The following is a 15,502-nucleotide window of genomic DNA, read 5'->3' as shown; positions in this document are numbered from 1 at the left end:
AGTCTACAAAATCAGTGTGCACCAGAAGCCCCGGGCCACACCTGAGAGGTCTATTACCATGCCCCATCTGCCAGAAATCTGCTGCCTGGAGCCTTTTCAAACAACAAAGCCCCGACAAGTCGGGGCTTTGTTTGAGTCAAAGACGACTTATGCAGCCGTGATGTTGACTGTTTGCTTGGACAGAGCGCCCTTCACACCGAACGACACGTGGCCGTCAACCAGTGCAAACAGGGTGTGATCCTTGCCCACGCCAACGTTCTCACCGGGGTGGAACTTGGTGCCGCGCTGACGCACGATGATGGAACCAGCTGTCACCAGCTCGCCACCAAAGGCCTTCACGCCCAGCATTTTTGGCTTGGAATCACGTCCGTTACGCGTAGAGCCGCCGCCTTTTTTCTGTGCCATGACTTAGCTCCTAAAATTAAGCAGCGATTGCCACGATTTGCAGTTCGGTGAACTGCTGACGATGGCCTTGGCGCTTTTGATAGTGCTTACGACGGCGCATCTTGAAGATGTGCACCTTGTCGTGCTTGCCGTGAGCAACCACAGTTGCCTTTACAGATGCACCGGACACCAGGGGGGCACCAACCTTGATTTCAGCGCCGTTGCCGACGGCCAAAACTTGGTCGATCACGATTTCCTGGCCTACGTCCGCAGCAATCTGTTCTACCTTGATCTTTTCGCCAGCTGCAACGCGATACTGCTTGCCGCCGGTTTTTATGACTGCGTACATTGAAAACCTCTAAAGTCTGAGAGTTCCATGAAATGATTTCCACGGAGCCGGCAATTCTAGCACGCATGCATTTTCTCTGCTGCCATACCCCCAGGAAGCGCTTCGGGATCTCCGCAAGCCGCGACCGTGGCCGCGCGAAACGGGATGCCAGGGGCAGGCGCGCGGCTAGCAGGCACGCGACAAGGCCTGCTCCTTGCAAGCGACTGCAATGCCACAGCCCGCAAAGCCTCTGTTCACTTGAACGGGCTCTGAGGACACCACGCAAAACTCTGTTGCATCTTCCTATAATCGCGAGTCCACTTGGCGGTTCATCACCTTGACTACAGAAATTTCCACATCCAATCCGCTTGCCTTGATCGCAGATGACATGCGCGAAGTGGATATCGTCATTGCTCAGCGACTGACAACCAGCGTCCCCCTGATCGCACAGATCTCCCAATACATCATTGCCGCCGGCGGCAAGCGCCTGCGCCCGGCACTGCTGCTGCTGATCGCCGGCGCCCTGGGCCACCAGGCCAAGAGCAAATACATCCTGGCCGCCGTGGTGGAGCTGATTCACACCGCGACCTTGCTGCACGACGATGTGGTGGACGAATCCACGCTGCGTCGCGGCAGGGCCACGGCCAACGAGACCTTTGGCAACCCTGCCAGCGTTCTGGTCGGAGACTTTCTGCACACCCGCTCCTTCCAGATGATGGTGGAAGTGGGAAGCATGCGTGTGCTGCAGATTCTGTCCGACGCCACCAACGTGATCGCAGAAGGCGAAGTCCAGCAGCTCATCAACACTCATGATGCTTCGCTGAATGAGGCCGGCTATCTGCACGTCATCCGCTCCAAGACCGCCCAGCTATTCGAGGCCAGCGCACAGCTGGCAGCCGTGCTGGCGGATGCCACGCCTGAAGTGGAGCAAGCCTGTGCAGCCTATGGCCAGGCACTTGGAACGGCATTCCAGATCATTGACGATGTGCTCGACTACACCGGCAACGCTCAGGAAATGGGCAAGAACCTGGGCGATGACCTGCGCGAAGGCAAATGCACCCTGCCCCTGATCGCTGCCATGCAACGCGGCAACGCCGAGCAGGCGGCCATCGTGCGCAACGCCATCGAACAAGGCTCTACGGATCAACTGGATGCCGTAGTGGAAATCGTGCGCAGCACCGGCGCCCTGGACGTTGCCCGAGCCGCCGCGCACGCGGAAGCCCTGCGCGCCATTGATGCTTTGGCTTCGCTGCCAAGCAATGCATACACCGCAAGTTTGCTACAATTGGCCTCTCAGCTTTTGGAGCGCCGCACCTGAATCGCCAGGTGCACCACGGTGCTCGACAAACAAAGCATGCGGGGTGTAGCTTAGCCTGGTAGAGCGCTACGTTCGGGACGTAGAGGCCGGAGGTTCGAATCCTCTCACCCCGACCAATTTCATTTTTGTCACAGTTTCTTGCGCCATGTTCAATGACGCGGCATTGACGCATGCATGCGCCTCTGGTGAGCTGCCGTTTGTCACAACAAGAATGGTAGGATAGGTCCTCTCCCACCCCTCCCAGACTTGGATACATGGCCGCTGCCGACAATCCGCAAAAGAACGCCCCTGCGCCCATTGCCATCCCTGGTCTAGGCAGAGCCCTGATTTCTGCAGGAAAGGTTTCGCAGCAAGCCGCCGAGAACGCAGCCAAGAAAGCCGCCACAGGCAAGACCCCGTTCATTACCGAGCTCAGCCAGTCTGGCGAAATCAGCGCTCTGGAAATTGCCGAAACCATTTCCATGATGTTCAGCACTCCGCTGCTGGACCTCAACGCCATCGACGTCCAGCAACTTCCGCGCGAACTGCTGGACCCGAAAATCAGCAACGCCTATCGCGTGCTGGCACTCAGCAAGCGCGGCAACCGCCTCACCATCGCCACGGCAGACCCCACTCAGCAGGAAGCTGCCGAACAGATCAAGTTCACGACCCAGTTGCTGGTGGACTGGGTGGTTGTCGAGGCCGACAAGCTGCAAAAGCTCATCGAGCAGACCGGCAAGAGCGTCAGCGAATCCCTGGACTCCTACTCCAGCTCCGGAGACTTTGACTTTGACGACGTCAAGATCGAGGATGCCCCCGAGGAAAAAGACAATGCCGTCGGCGCCGAGGTCGAGGATGCGCCGGTCGTCAAGTTTCTGCACAAGATGCTGCTGGACGCCTTCAATATGCGCGCATCCGACTTGCATTTCGAGCCCTACGAACACAATTACCGCGTGCGCTTTCGCATCGACGGCGAGCTGCGCGAGATAGCCTCTCCTCCTATCGCGATCAAGGACAAGCTTGCTTCGCGCATCAAGGTGATCTCGCGCCTGGACATCTCGGAGAAACGCGTTCCGCAGGACGGCCGCATGAAGCTCAAGGTCGGCCCCGACCGCGTCATCGACTTTCGTGTCAGCACCTTGCCCACGCTGTTTGGCGAGAAGATCGTGATCCGTATCCTGGACCCGAGCTCGGCCAAGATGGGCATCGACGCCCTAGGCTACGAGCCCGAGGAAAAAGAGCGCCTGCTCAAGGCCATCAACCGCCCCTACGGCATGATTTTGGTCACCGGCCCCACGGGCTCGGGCAAGACCGTGTCGCTCTACACTTGCCTGAACCTGCTCAACCAGCCGGGCGTGAACATTGCCACCGCCGAAGACCCCTCCGAAATCAACATGCCCGGCGTCAACCAGGTCAATGTGAACGAGAAGGCCGGCCTGACCTTTGCCGCTGCGCTCAAATCCTTTCTGCGCCAGGATCCGGACATCATCATGGTCGGCGAAATCCGCGACCTGGAAACCGCCGACATCTCGATCAAGGCCGCCCAGACCGGCCACCTGGTGCTGTCCACGCTGCACACCAATGACGCTCCGACCACGCTGACGCGCATGCGCAATATGGGCATCGCCCCTTTCAATATTGCCTCCAGCGTGATTTTGATCACCGCCCAGCGCCTGGCGCGACGCCTGTGCGCGCAGTGCAAGGAGCCTGCCGACATACCGCATGACGCCCTGATCGAGGCGGGCTACGATGAAGCCGAACTCAACGGCACCTGGGTCAGCTACAAGCCTGTCGGCTGCCCGGCCTGCAACAACGGCTACAAGGGACGTGTCGGTATCTATCAGGTGATGCCCATCAGCGAAGAAATTCAACGCATCATCTTGCGTGACGGCAGCGCTCTGGAGATTGCCGAACAGGCCAAGGCCGAAGGAGTACGCTCTTTGCGCGGCTCGGGCCTGCATAAAGTCAAGTTGGGTCTGACCTCACTCGAAGAAGTGCTGGCGGTCACCAACGAATAAAACCAGTATCAGTGAGGGAACGCCATGGCAAGCGCAGCGTCCAAGGGAATCAAGGAATTTCTTTTCGAGTGGGAAGGCAAAGACCGCAACGGCAAGATCGTTCGCGGCGAGACCCGTGCCGGTGGAGAAAACCAGATCCAGGCCATGCTGCGCCGCCAGGGCGTGACTCCGTCCAAGATCAAGAAGCGCAGGACCCGCGGCGGCAAGAAGATCAAGCCCAAGGACATTGCGCTGTTCACGCGCCAGCTGGCCACCATGATGAAGGCCGGCGTGCCGCTGCTGCAGTCTTTCGACATCGTGGGCCGGGGCAACACCAACCCCAATGTCACCAAGCTGCTCAACGACATCCGCTCAGACGTGGAAACCGGCACCTCGCTGAGCGCGGCCTTTCGCAAGTTTCCTCTCTATTTCAACAGCCTCTACTGCAACCTGGTGGAGGCCGGCGAGGCCGCAGGTATTCTGGAATCGCTGCTGGACCGTCTTGCCACCTATATGGAAAAGACGGAGGCCATCAAGTCCAAGATCAAGTCGGCGCTGATGTACCCCATGTCGGTCGTGATCGTGGCCTTTGTCGTGGTGACCGTGATCATGATCTTCGTGATCCCGGCCTTCAAGGAGGTCTTCACCTCCTTTGGCGCCGACCTGCCCGCGCCCACGCTGCTGGTGATGGGCATCAGCGATTACTTTGTCCAGTACTGGTGGCTGATCTTCGGCGTGCTGGGTGGCGGCATCTATTTCTTCATGCAGGCCTGGAAGCGCAACGAGCGCGTGCAGCAGTTCATGGACCGCACCATACTCAAGCTGCCCATCTTCGGCGTGCTGATTGAAAAGTCCTGCGTGGCCCGCTGGACGCGTACGCTGTCCACCATGTTTGCCGCCGGCGTGCCGCTGGTCGAGGCGCTGGACTCCGTGGGAGGCGCCTCGGGCAACTACCTCTACAAAAACGCCACCGACAGGATTCAGTCGGAAGTCTCCACGGGCACCAGCCTCACGGTTGCCATGTCGAATGCCAATATCTTCCCTTCCATGGTGCTGCAGATGTGTGCCATCGGCGAGGAGTCGGGCGCTATCGACCATATGCTGGGCAAGGCCGCCGATTTCTATGAGAGCGAAGTCGACGAAATGGTGGCGGGTCTGTCCAGCCTGATGGAGCCCATCATCATCGTCTTCCTGGGCACCTTGATCGGCGGCATCGTGGTGTCCATGTATCTGCCTATCTTCAAGATGGGTCAAGTGGTGTGATGATTTCCGAACTGGTGTTGAATGCCGCTGCCGGCGGCGTCCTGGGCTTGCTGATCGGCAGCTTTTTGAATGTGGTGATCCACCGCCTGCCTCTGATGATGGAGCAGGAATGGCATGCCGAAGGTGCGCAATGGGCCGAAGAACAAAAGGACAAGGGCGCCAGGATCGAGCTGCCGCCGGCCAAGCCTGCTGTCACGCTGAGCCAGCCTCGTTCACGCTGCCCGCATTGCGGCCATCAGATCGCCTGGTACGAGAACATTCCCGTGCTGAGTTATCTGTTTCTGCGCGGCCGCTGCGCCGAGTGCAAAAAGCCCATCAGCCTGCGCTACCCTGTGGTCGAGCTGGTCTGCGCCGCGCTGTTTGCCTTCTGTCTGGGCCGCGACGGCCTGAGCGCCACCGGCTTTGCCTGGTGCGGTTTCAGCGCGGCGCTGCTGGCGCTTGCACTGATAGATTGGGACACCACGTTCTTGCCGGACTCCATCACTCTGCCCCTGCTCTGGGCCGGCCTGATCGCCTCCGCACTGCAGTGGACCAGCGTACCTCTGCAGCAATCGCTGTGGGGCGCCGTCGCAGGCTATATGTCGCTATGGCTTATCTTTTGGGCCTTCAAGCTGGCAACGGGCAAGGAAGGCATGGGCTACGGGGACTTCAAGCTGTTTGCCGCACTCGGTGCCTGGTTTGGCTGGCAGGCACTGGTACCCATCATTCTCATGGCATCGGTCGTAGGTGCCGTCATCGGCATTGCGCTCAAGATCAACAGCCAGCTGCGCGAAGGTGGCTATGTGCCCTTCGGCCCCTTTCTCGCCGGCGGCGGTTTCGTCAGCCTGATCTGGGGCCCGCAAGCGGTGCTGAGCTTTGCAGGCCTGTAAGCCATGAAAGTCGCACCTGAGCGCTCACCATTCAGACTGGGGCTGACGGGCGGCATCGGCAGCGGCAAAAGCACGGTTGCAGCCAGGCTGCAGGCACGCGGCGCAACGCTGATCGATGCCGACCATATCTCACGCAGCCTGACGGCAAGCGGCGGCATGGCCCTGCCCCTTATCGCTCAGGCTTTTGGTGCCGACCTGATCGACGCGCAGGGCGCCCTCAACCGCGCCCGCATGCGCGAGCTGGTCTTCGCCGATCCGTCCGCGCGGCAACGCCTGGAAGCCATACTCCACCCCTTGATCGCCGAGCAGACCCGGCAGCAGCATGAAGCGGCCGTTGCGGCCGGCAGCAAACTCATCGTGCACGACATTCCACTGCTGGTCGAGTCCGGCCACTGGCGAACACGCCTGGATGGCGTGCTGGTCGTGGACTGCCGCGAGAGCACGCAGACAGAGCGCGTCATGGCGCGCAGCGCTCTCACACACGAGGCCGTGCAGGCCATCATCGACGCCCAGGCCACGCGCGCGCAGCGCCTGGCCGCGGCCGACTGGGTCATCCATAACGATGACGGCGTCACAATCGAAACTCTCCACGCATATACCGATCAAATTGCTGCATGGTTCGGGCTATGATGCAGGCCATGGCTTGGCCTGTGCGTGTGATCGCCGCATGTGCACGTTGACCGCTGATTCCTGTGCACCCCGAGGAGCCCAGCAAACGTGATCCTGTACGAATATCCTTTTAACGAGCGTCTGAGAACTTATCTGCGCCTTGAGCAGCTGTATCGCCGTCTGCGCGAGCTGCTGACCCGCGCGCATTCGGTCGATCATCATTTCGCCCTGCTCACCATCTTCGAGATCATGGACGTGGCCTCGCGCAGCGATCTGCGCGCCGACATCATCAAGGATCTGGAGCGCCAGAAGCACCTGCTGGACGTGCTGCGCGACAACCCAGATATTTCTCAGCACATGCTGCACCAGGTGGCGCGCCAGGTGGAAGGCTGCTTTGCCACCATCAATGCACAGACCGGCAAGACCGGCCAGGCGCTGACCGAGAACGAATGGCTGATGTCCATACGCAGCCGTGTGGGCATACCCGGCGGCACCTGCAGCTTTGACCTGCCGGCCTACCACGCTTGGCAGAACCTCGATCCGCGCTACCGCCAGCGCGACGTCGAAGACTGGGCCGGCGAGCTGACCCCGCTGGGTCAGGCGCTTGAGCTGATCTTGCAGCTGCTGCGCGAGACCGGCATTCCCCAGCGCGTGGTGGCCGAGCAAGGCGTGTTCCAGCAGGCCATGCCGGCCGGCCGCAGCTTCCAGCTGCTGCGCCTGCGCATAGATCCCCATCTGAATCTGGTGCCGGAGATCAGCGGCAACCGCCTACTGGTATCGGTGCGCCTGCTCAAGCTGGCCAATGGCAGCAAGCCTCAGCCCAGCAATGACGACGCCTCTTTCGAGCTGACGCTCTGCGCATAAGTCACCGGCACTCTTCTCACCCCGATTGAGCCGCAAATTGCGGCTCAATGGCTTTCAAGGGTCAGCCACCCGTGTTTTCCAGCTGTGATACATCTACGCCATGAGCACTGATAAGCAATCCCCCACCATGGTGAAATGCCCGACCTGCGGCGGCCCCAGCGTTTTTTTGCCCAGCAACAAATTCCGCCCCTTCTGCAGCGAGCGTTGCCGCAATATCGACCTGGGCGCCTGGGGCAATGAAGAGTTCCGCGTTCCGGCTCAGACGCCTGCCGAAGATGCGCCGTTTGGCGATCCACGCACAGAAAACTAAGAACACCTCAAAAGCAGGAGCGCCTTGCGACTGATATTTCTTGATTTCAGCTTGATTGCCCAAGCAAATCCAGAATCATCAAGCGCAAGGCGCTCTTCATTTAAGAGCATGCCGCTTCAATCCACGGGCTGCTGCGCCTCGTAATGGCTTTGATCAAAGACCAGGCCGCGCTCCTCGCTCAGCCATTGCAGCACGGGATAGGCGCCCGGCAGGACCGGGTGCACATCGAGCGGCAACTGCTGCCAGGCCATCTGCTGGCCCTCGCGCATCTCGAACTCGCCCGTCCATTGCGTCACCTTGCACCAGTGCAGACGCACCAGCGCATGCGGGTAGTCATGCTCGGTCACCTTCCAGGCATGGGCCTGGCCAATGGTCACGCCCAGCTCTTCGATCAGCTCGCGGCGCAAAGCCTGCTCCACGCTCTCGCCGGCCTCCAGCTTGCCGCCAGGAAACTCCCAGTAGCCCGCATAAGGCTTGCCTGCAGGGCGGCTTGAAATCAGCAGCGCCCCATCGGATTCGCGCAGCAGCACGCCCACGGCCACTTCCGTGTGCTTGCGCTGCGCCTGTGTTTCAGCAGTCACTTCCACAAAACTCTTTCTTCATTCCAGGTCTGCTTCTTCAGCCAGACCGTCCACATCTTCAATGCGCTTCTTGACCGTCACGGGGCGCTCGTTGCGGCCTGCGTAGTCGCGCGCGAACTGGTGGGCCACACGGCCGCTGCGCGAGCCGCGCTCCAGCGCCCAGACCAGGGCTTCGGGCCTGGCCGCCTCGATGGTGGCCTGGTCCATGCCCAGCGCCGACAGCCACTGCGCCACCACGCGCAGGTATTCGTCCTGGCTGAAGGGGTAGAAGCTCACCCAGAGACCGAAGCGCTCGGACAGGGAAATCTTTTCCTCCACCACCTCGCCGGGATGGATCTCGCCGTTCTCGCTTTTTTGCTGCGCCAAGTTGTCCGTCATGTACTCGGGCAGCAAATGGCGGCGATTGCTGGTGGCATAGACCAGCACATTGGGCGTGGCTGCGGAAACCGAGCCATCCAGCATGGACTTCATGGCCTTGTAACCGGGCTCGCCCTCTTCAAAGCTCAGATCGTCGCAATAGATGATGAACTTCTCGCTGCGGCCGGCGACCACATCGACGATGTCGGGCAGATCGGTCAGATCGGCCTTGTCCACCTCGATCAGACGCAGGCCCTGGGGCGCATAGCTGTGCAGACAGGCGCGGATCAGCGAGGACTTGCCCGTGCCGCGCGCGCCCGTCAGCAGCACGTTGTTGGCCGTGCGACCGCTGACGAACTGCTCGGTATTGCGGGCAATCTTTTCCTTTTGCACATCGATGTTCTGCAGATCGGACAGCTGCATGGCGCCCACATGGCGCACCGGCTCCAGCACACCACAGCCGTTGGCGCGCTTGCGGTAGCGCCAGGCAATCGCCGCATCCCAGTCAGCAGGCGCCTGCAGGGGCTGGGGCAGCACGGACTCGATGCGCTGCATCAATTGCTCGGCACGCTCGACCAAGCGCTCCAAAGGGTTCATCACATCTTGCACGATCGAATCTCCATCTTTTTTTATAGCTTCTAGCGCTTGATACCGCTTGATTTCAATGAGAAAAATAACTGAAATCAACTAAATACAAGCGATAAAAGCTTCTTAATTTATAGCACCATCACTTAAAACTGGCGCACCCCACACTAGAGACAGCGAGCAAGCGCCGCCGCGCAGCGAGGCTGTCGTCCCCCTCCTATAGCGCGCAGCGCGTAGAGAGAGGGGGAAGCGGCGGGGCCACCCAGGCACAGCCGCTCAGGGGGTGAGTCAATTACGACCGGTAATCCGCATTGATCGTCACATATTCGTGACTCAGATCACAGGTCCATACCGTCTGCGCGGCATCGCCACGACCCAGCACCACGCGCACCAGGATCTCCTGCTGCTTCATCACGCGCTGGCCGTCTTCTTCCTTGTAGGAAGGGTTGCGTCCGCCGTCGACCACCACATGCACATCGTCCAGGTACAGATCGATCTTGGTCTGATCCAGATCGGCAATGCCGGCATAGCCTACAGCGGCCAGGATGCGGCCCAGGTTGGGGTCGGAAGCAAAAAAGGCCGTCTTGACCAGGGGAGAGTGGGCAATGGAGTAAGCGACCAGGCGGCACTCTTCCTCATTCTTGCCGCCCTCGACCTTGACGCTGATGAACTTGGTGGCGCCCTCGCCATCGCGCACAATGGCTTGCGCGAGCTTTTGCGCCACGTCCAGCAATGCTACCTTGAGCTGCTCGCCCTCGGCGCTGGAGAGCTCCTTGATCTGGGCGTTGCCTGCCTTGTGGGTGGCGATCAGCACGAACGAGTCATTGGTGGAGGTGTCTCCATCAATGGTCACGCGGTTGAAGGAGCCGTCTGCCAGCTCCTTGACCAGGGGCTGCAGCAGCTCGGGTGCGATCGCCGCATCGGTGGCCAGAAAGCCCAGCATGGTCGCCATATTGGGGCGGATCATGCCTGCACCCTTGCTGATGCCGGTGACGGAGACCGTCTTGCCGCCAATGCTGACGCTGCGGCTGAAAGCCTTGGGCAAGGTGTCGGTGGTCATGATGCCTTCGGCAGCAGTGGCCCAGTTATCAGCCTTGGCGGCAGCGATGGCCTTGGGCATGCCCGCCACGATGCGGTCCACGGGCAGCTCCTCCATGATCACGCCGGTGGAGAAAGGCAGGATCTGGCCCGCGTTCAGATCCAGCTCCTTGGCCAGAGCCGCGCAGGTGGCACGGGCATTGGCCAGACCGGCTGCGCCGGTGCCGGCATTGGCATTGCCGGTGTTGATGACCATGGCGCGGATGCCGGTGCCGGCCGCCAGATGCTCGCGGCAGATCTGCACGGGAGCGGCGCAGAAACGGTTCTGGGTGAACACGCCGGCCACCGAGGCGCCTTCGTCGAGCAGGAACACCGTCAGGTCCTTGCGATTGGCCTTGCGCACGCCGGCTTCGGTAACACCAATGCGAACGCCATTGATCGCCAGCAGATCAGCGGCGACGGGAGCGGAAAGATTCACGGACATTTCTGTATGTTCCTGACAAAAGTCTCCCCCTGTGCGGCTGCGCAGCTTCCCCCGAGGGGGACGACATCTTCGCCGCGAGGCGGCTCTTGCTCGATGTCTCTGGCCAAGAGCACGCCCCGTGCAGCGGCCTAGGGGTCGAAAGTTAAAACGTTCCCCATTATCGGAACAAACAGAGGCCTGATCGGACTTGCCGGATTTTGTTGCGCAAAAAGCTGCGCCCCAATGCAAACACGGGCCGCAGCCCGTGTTGTTCGATAACGCATGCTCCAAGCCAGGGACGGCCAGCAAGGGGCGCCCCACAGCAATGAGCCCCCTTTTCAAGGGGAAGGCGCAGCGCGCCTCACGAGGTCAAGGGGTCAGGACAGCTTGCCGTGGCAAAGCTTGAACTTCTTGCCGCTGCCGCAAGGGCAAGGGTCGTTGCGGCCCACATGCACTCCTTCGGGCATGGCCAGTGGCTCGGCCAGCATCACGTCGTCTTCGATGCTCATGCCTTCCGTCTCCGAGGGCGAGGCATAGCTCATGTGCTCCAGGCTCTGCGCGCCGCGCTCGTTCATGGCAACGGCGGCTTCGTCCATCTCTTCGCGCGAGCGGACCTGCACCGTCATCAGCACGCGGGTGACTTCGGTCTTGACCTGATCGATCAGCTGGCGGAACAGCTCGAAAGCCTCGCGCTTGTATTCCTGCTTGGGCTGCTTCTGGGCATAGCCGCGCAGGTGAATGCCCTGGCGCAGATAGTCCAGCGCAGCCAGGTGGTCGCGCCAGTTGGTGTCGAAGCTCTGCAGCAGCACGGCACGCTGGAATTGCGTGAAGTTCTCCTGACCGATCAGGGCCACCTTGGCATCGAACAGATCGTGGGCTGCCTTGACGACCTTCTCCAGAATGTCTTCGTCGGTGATGGATTCCGAACCCGCCACGTCCTGCTGCAAGGAAAGATCGATCTGCCATTCGCTGGCCAGTGCCTTCTCCAGGCCGGGCACATCCCACTGCTCTTCCATGGAATCGGCCGGCACGTACTGGCGCACCAGGTCGGTGATCACGTCCTCGCGCATGGCGGCCAGCATGCCGCCCAGATCGGTCGAGTCCAGAATGTCGTTGCGCTGCTGGTAGATCACCTTGCGCTGGTCGTTGGCCACGTCGTCGTATTCGAGCAGCTGCTTGCGCATGTCGAAGTTGCGTGCTTCGACCTTGCGCTGCGCCGACTCGATGGAGCGGGTCACGATGCCTGCCTCGATGGCTTCGCCTTCGGGCATCTTCAGGCGGTCCATGATGGCCTTGACTCGGTCGCCCGCGAAGATGCGCATCAGCTGGTCGTCCAGGCTCAGATAGAAGCGCGAGGAACCGGGGTCGCCCTGGCGGCCCGAGCGGCCGCGCAGCTGGTTGTCGATACGGCGCGACTCATGACGCTCGGTGGCGATGATGCGCAGGCCGCCCAGAGCCACGATCTTGTCGTGGGCCACTTGCCAGTCGGCACGCAGCTGCTCGATCTGCTGCTGACGCTCGGTCTCGCTGAGGGCCTCGTTGCTTTCGATGGCCTTGAGCTGCTTCTCGATGTTGCCGCCCAGCACGATGTCGGTACCACGGCCGGCCATATTGGTGGCGATGGTGATCATGCCTTCGCTGCCCGCCTGGGCAATGATGTCGGCCTCGCGCTCATGCTGCTTGGCGTTGAGCACCTGATGGGGCAGCTTTTCGCGGGTCAGCAGCTGATCGATGATTTCGGAGTTCTCGATCGAGGTCGTGCCGACCAGCACGGGCTGGCCGCGCTCGTAGCACTCGCGGATGTCCTTGATCGCGGCGTCGTACTTTTCCTTGGTGGTCTTGTAGACGCGATCGAGCTGGTCCTGGCGCTTGCTGGGCTTGTTGGGCGGCACCACCACGGTCTCCAGGCCATAGATTTCCTGGAATTCGTAGGCTTCGGTGTCGGCCGTACCGGTCATGCCCGACAGCTTCTTGTACAGACGGAAGTAGTTCTGGAAGGTGATCGAGGCCATGGTCTGGTTCTCGGCCTGAATGGCCACACCTTCCTTGGCTTCCACGGCCTGGTGCAGGCCATCGCTCCAGCGGCGGCCCGCCATCAGACGGCCGGTGAACTCGTCCACGATCACGATTTCGTCGTTCTGCACCACATAGTGCTGATCGCGGAAGTACAGCTGGTTGGCACGCAGCGCTGCGTACAGATGATGCACCAGAGAGATATTGGAGGGGTCGTAGAGCGACGAGCCTTCGGTGATCAGGCCGGCATGGCTCAGCAGGCGCTCGGCCGCTTCATAGCCCTGGTCGGTCAGATAGACCTGGTGGGATTTTTCATCAACCGTGAAGTCGCCGGGCTTGGTCACGCCTTCGCCCGTGCGGGGATCGGCTTCGCCCTCCTGACGCACCAGATTCGGCACGATCTGGTTCATGGCCACGTACATGGCCGTGTGATCTTCGGCCGGGCCGGAGATGATCAGCGGAGTACGCGCCTCGTCGATCAGGATGGAGTCCACCTCGTCGACGATGGCGTAGTTCAGCACTCGCTGCACACGGTCGCCGGGCTCATACACCATGTTGTCACGCAGGTAGTCGAAGCCGTACTCGTTGTTCGTGCCGTAGGTGATGTCGGAGTTGTAGGCCTGCTGCTTTTGCTCGCGCGACAGATTGGGCAGATTGATGCCCACCGACAGACCGAGGAAGTTGTACAGGCGAGCCATGGTCATGGCATCGCGGTTGGCCAGGTAATCGTTGACGGTCACGACATGCACGCCCTCGCCCGACAGGGCATTGAGGTACACGGGCAGCGTCGCAGTCAGCGTCTTGCCTTCACCGGTGCGCATTTCGGCAATCTTGCCGTCATGCAGCGCCATGGCGCCCAGCATCTGTACGTCGAAGTGACGCATCTTCATGACGCGCTTGGAGCCTTCACGCACTACGGCAAAGGCTTCGGGCAACAACTCGTCAAGCGCCTCGCCCTTGGCAACGCGCTCCTTGAACTCCTGCGTCTTGGCGCGCAATGCCTCATCGCTGAGCTTTTCGTACTCAGGCTCCATCGCATTGATGCGAGCGACTGTTTTACGGTATTGCTTGAGCAACCGGTCATTGCGGCTGCCGAACAGTTTGGTGAGGAAATTGGTGGCCATGCGTGCGAAGGCACATTGCTTTTTTGCCTGTTGCGCAAAGCAATGTGTCCAGAATCCCTTGATTGTTGGTCTTCAGATGGGGCCGTCCCTGCGGCAGTCAAGAGCCACACCCGAAATGGGTGAAAAAACCTCCTGACGCACCCCAAACAGGGACAGGACCAAAAAATGATTCTAACCGCGCAAGCCTGCCTTGGCTTTTCGCTACTCCAGAGCTCGTATGGGATTGCACTGCACGCGCAAATAGCCAGCTCTGCGATAGCCGGCACTGCAGCATTCATTCTCGGCTGAGCTAAGCTTGGGCTTGCCCTTTGCCCTTGCCCAACTGTTTGCCGCTCGCATGACCATTGTTCGCCGCCATCACGCCGTAACTGCCATCAATGCCATGGAGTCTTCTCCCACATTGGCGCGCCTGGCTGCACTGACTCAGGACTCCAGCAACCGGCTCAAAGCCGTTTTGCCCCTGATTCCGCCCATGCTGCGCGCCAGCTTGCAGGCCGGCCCCATCGATGAAGACGGCTGGTGCCTGATCGTGAAAAACAACGCAGCGGCAGCCAAAGTGCGCCAACTGCTGCCAGCCATGGCGGCTCATCTGCGCACCAAGGGATGGGCCGTCACCAGCATCCGCATCAAAGTTCAGGCCCGATAAGGCTTTTTAGGCACTGAAAAACAAAAAAGGCCTCCGAAGAGACCTATTTGTTTGGTGCCGGTTGTCGGATTCGAACTGACGACCTACCGCTTACAAGGCGGGTGCTCTACCAACTGAGCTAAACCGGCGAAGACTGAATTCTAACGTAGAAATTCAGCCCCAAAAGAAGAATCCTGAAATTTCCCGATCTACCGGCAAAAGCACTGGCCGGACTACTTCACACGCTTGAGCGCCGGACGGCCGCCTGCGGGCGGTGGAGTACGAGGAGCATCATCTTCGTCGGAAGCTTCTGCTTCCGCCTTGACGGGAACCAGCTGCACCACACGCTCGGCCGAGGACTCCTCATCCGACGCCATGTCGGGCTCGACATCCTCCATCGATGGCGCATCGCCATCCTCGGGGACTTCGTCCTCCTCGGGCGGGAAGGCCATGCCCTGGCCGGTCTCGCGCGCATAGATGGCCAGGACGTTCGCCACAGGCACCATGATTTCGCGGGGCTGGCCGCCAAAGCGTGCCTTGAATTCAACATACTCATTGCCGATCAGCAGGCCGCTGGTCGCGTCATAGCTGATGTTGAGCACGATCTGGCCATCACGCACAAACTCCATGGGCACCTGGGTGCTGCGATCCACACGCACGGCGATATGCGGCGTCAAACCATTGTCGGTACACCATTCAAACAGAGCCCGCAGCAGATACGGACGGGTTGAAGTCGTTTCAGGGGCTGTCATCTCGTTTCCTGACGAATCAAATCCAGAAGATTGCAAAGACAAA

At 60.5% G+C, this 15,502-nt stretch carries 15 protein-coding genes and 2 tRNA genes; 9 read left to right on the top strand and 8 right to left on the bottom strand.

Features of this window, described 5'->3' with window-relative positions:
* Positions 1-147: 147 nt before the first annotated feature.
* Positions 148-405 carry a 50S ribosomal protein L27 gene (gene rpmA / locus P353_RS01575; protein WP_003058534.1) on the bottom strand — a complete coding sequence of 86 codons (258 nt, stop codon included), beginning with the start codon at positions 403-405 and terminating at the stop codon, positions 148-150.
* A gap of 16 nt (positions 406-421) precedes the next feature.
* On the bottom strand, positions 422-733 hold the full coding sequence (gene rplU, locus P353_RS01570) for a 50S ribosomal protein L21 (RefSeq protein ID WP_003058536.1): 312 nt from the start codon (positions 731-733) through the stop codon (positions 422-424).
* 367 nt (positions 734-1,100) lie between these two features.
* Here rplU and P353_RS01565 point away from each other — a divergent pair, with 367 nt between their 5' ends.
* The 8 genes from P353_RS01565 to P353_RS01530 all read left to right on the top strand — a co-directional run bounded on the left by P353_RS01565 (position 1,101) and on the right by P353_RS01530 (position 7,921).
* Positions 1,101-2,030, top strand: a complete 930-nt coding sequence (locus P353_RS01565; RefSeq protein WP_034365406.1) for a polyprenyl synthetase family protein — start codon at positions 1,101-1,103, stop codon at positions 2,028-2,030.
* Between the two features lie 39 nt (positions 2,031-2,069).
* Positions 2,070-2,146, top strand: a tRNA-Pro gene (locus P353_RS01560).
* Positions 2,147-2,284: 138 nt separating this feature from the next.
* Positions 2,285-4,027, top strand: a complete 1,743-nt coding sequence (gene pilB / locus P353_RS01555; protein ID WP_034364494.1) for a type IV-A pilus assembly ATPase PilB — start codon at positions 2,285-2,287, stop codon at positions 4,025-4,027.
* Positions 4,028-4,051: 24 nt separating this feature from the next.
* On the top strand, positions 4,052-5,269 hold the full coding sequence (locus P353_RS01550) for a type II secretion system F family protein (protein WP_034364492.1): 1,218 nt from the start codon (positions 4,052-4,054) through the stop codon (positions 5,267-5,269).
* Complete coding sequence (locus P353_RS01545) at positions 5,269-6,138, top strand: prepilin peptidase (RefSeq protein ID WP_034364490.1); 870 nt, start codon at positions 5,269-5,271, stop codon at positions 6,136-6,138. The genes P353_RS01550 and P353_RS01545 overlap by 1 nt, the downstream gene beginning before the upstream one ends.
* 3 nt (positions 6,139-6,141) lie before the next feature.
* The gene (coaE, locus tag P353_RS01540; protein WP_034364488.1) at positions 6,142-6,768 is read left to right on the top strand and encodes a dephospho-CoA kinase; all 627 of its coding nucleotides are present in this window, start codon (positions 6,142-6,144) and stop codon (positions 6,766-6,768) included.
* Between the two features lie 87 nt (positions 6,769-6,855).
* The gene (gene zapD / locus P353_RS01535; RefSeq protein WP_034364486.1) at positions 6,856-7,611 is read left to right on the top strand and encodes a cell division protein ZapD; all 756 of its coding nucleotides are present in this window, start codon (positions 6,856-6,858) and stop codon (positions 7,609-7,611) included.
* A 100-nt stretch (positions 7,612-7,711) separates the two neighbouring features.
* A complete protein-coding gene (locus P353_RS01530; protein WP_034364484.1) occupies positions 7,712-7,921 on the top strand; it encodes a DNA gyrase inhibitor YacG in 210 nt (69 codons plus the stop codon).
* 116 nt (positions 7,922-8,037) lie between these two features.
* On the opposite strand, the gene P353_RS01525 is transcribed toward P353_RS01530, so the two are convergent.
* The 4 genes from P353_RS01525 to secA form a co-directional block, all read right to left on the bottom strand.
* Entirely contained in the window at positions 8,038-8,508 is a 471-nt protein-coding gene (locus P353_RS01525; RefSeq protein WP_052084630.1) for an NUDIX domain-containing protein, read from the bottom strand.
* A 12-nt stretch (positions 8,509-8,520) separates the two neighbouring features.
* Positions 8,521-9,456: an ATP-binding protein gene (locus tag P353_RS01520; protein WP_034348267.1), complete on the bottom strand. Its 936-nt coding sequence runs from the start codon at positions 9,454-9,456 to the stop codon at positions 8,521-8,523.
* A 280-nt stretch (positions 9,457-9,736) separates the two neighbouring features.
* On the bottom strand, positions 9,737-10,966 hold the full coding sequence (gene argJ, locus P353_RS01515) for a bifunctional glutamate N-acetyltransferase/amino-acid acetyltransferase ArgJ (protein ID WP_034364483.1): 1,230 nt from the start codon (positions 10,964-10,966) through the stop codon (positions 9,737-9,739).
* 356 nt (positions 10,967-11,322) lie between these two features.
* Complete coding sequence (gene secA, locus P353_RS01510) at positions 11,323-14,082, bottom strand: preprotein translocase subunit SecA (RefSeq protein WP_034364481.1); 2,760 nt, start codon at positions 14,080-14,082, stop codon at positions 11,323-11,325.
* Positions 14,083-14,419: 337 nt separating this feature from the next.
* On the opposite strand from secA, the gene P353_RS01505 reads away from it, so the two are divergent.
* Positions 14,420-14,728, top strand: coding sequence for a hypothetical protein (locus P353_RS01505; protein ID WP_080750413.1), 309 nt, complete (start codon positions 14,420-14,422; stop codon positions 14,726-14,728).
* Between the two features lie 52 nt (positions 14,729-14,780).
* On the opposite strand, the gene P353_RS01500 is transcribed toward P353_RS01505, so the two are convergent.
* Together P353_RS01500 and P353_RS01495 are read right to left on the bottom strand one after the other, a co-directional pair.
* A tRNA-Thr gene (locus P353_RS01500) sits at positions 14,781-14,856 on the bottom strand.
* An 84-nt stretch (positions 14,857-14,940) separates the two neighbouring features.
* The gene (locus P353_RS01495) at positions 14,941-15,459 is read right to left on the bottom strand and encodes a ClpXP protease specificity-enhancing factor (protein ID WP_034364480.1); all 519 of its coding nucleotides are present in this window, start codon (positions 15,457-15,459) and stop codon (positions 14,941-14,943) included.
* Between the last annotated feature and the right edge of the window lie 43 nt (positions 15,460-15,502).

The sequence above is a fragment of the Comamonas testosteroni genome (assembly GCF_000761245.1).
GTDB lineage: Bacteria > Pseudomonadota > Gammaproteobacteria > Burkholderiales > Burkholderiaceae_C > Comamonas > Comamonas testosteroni_C.
The sequence above is the reverse complement of the archived record's forward strand: the minus strand, read 5'-3'. Positions and strand labels throughout refer to the sequence as shown.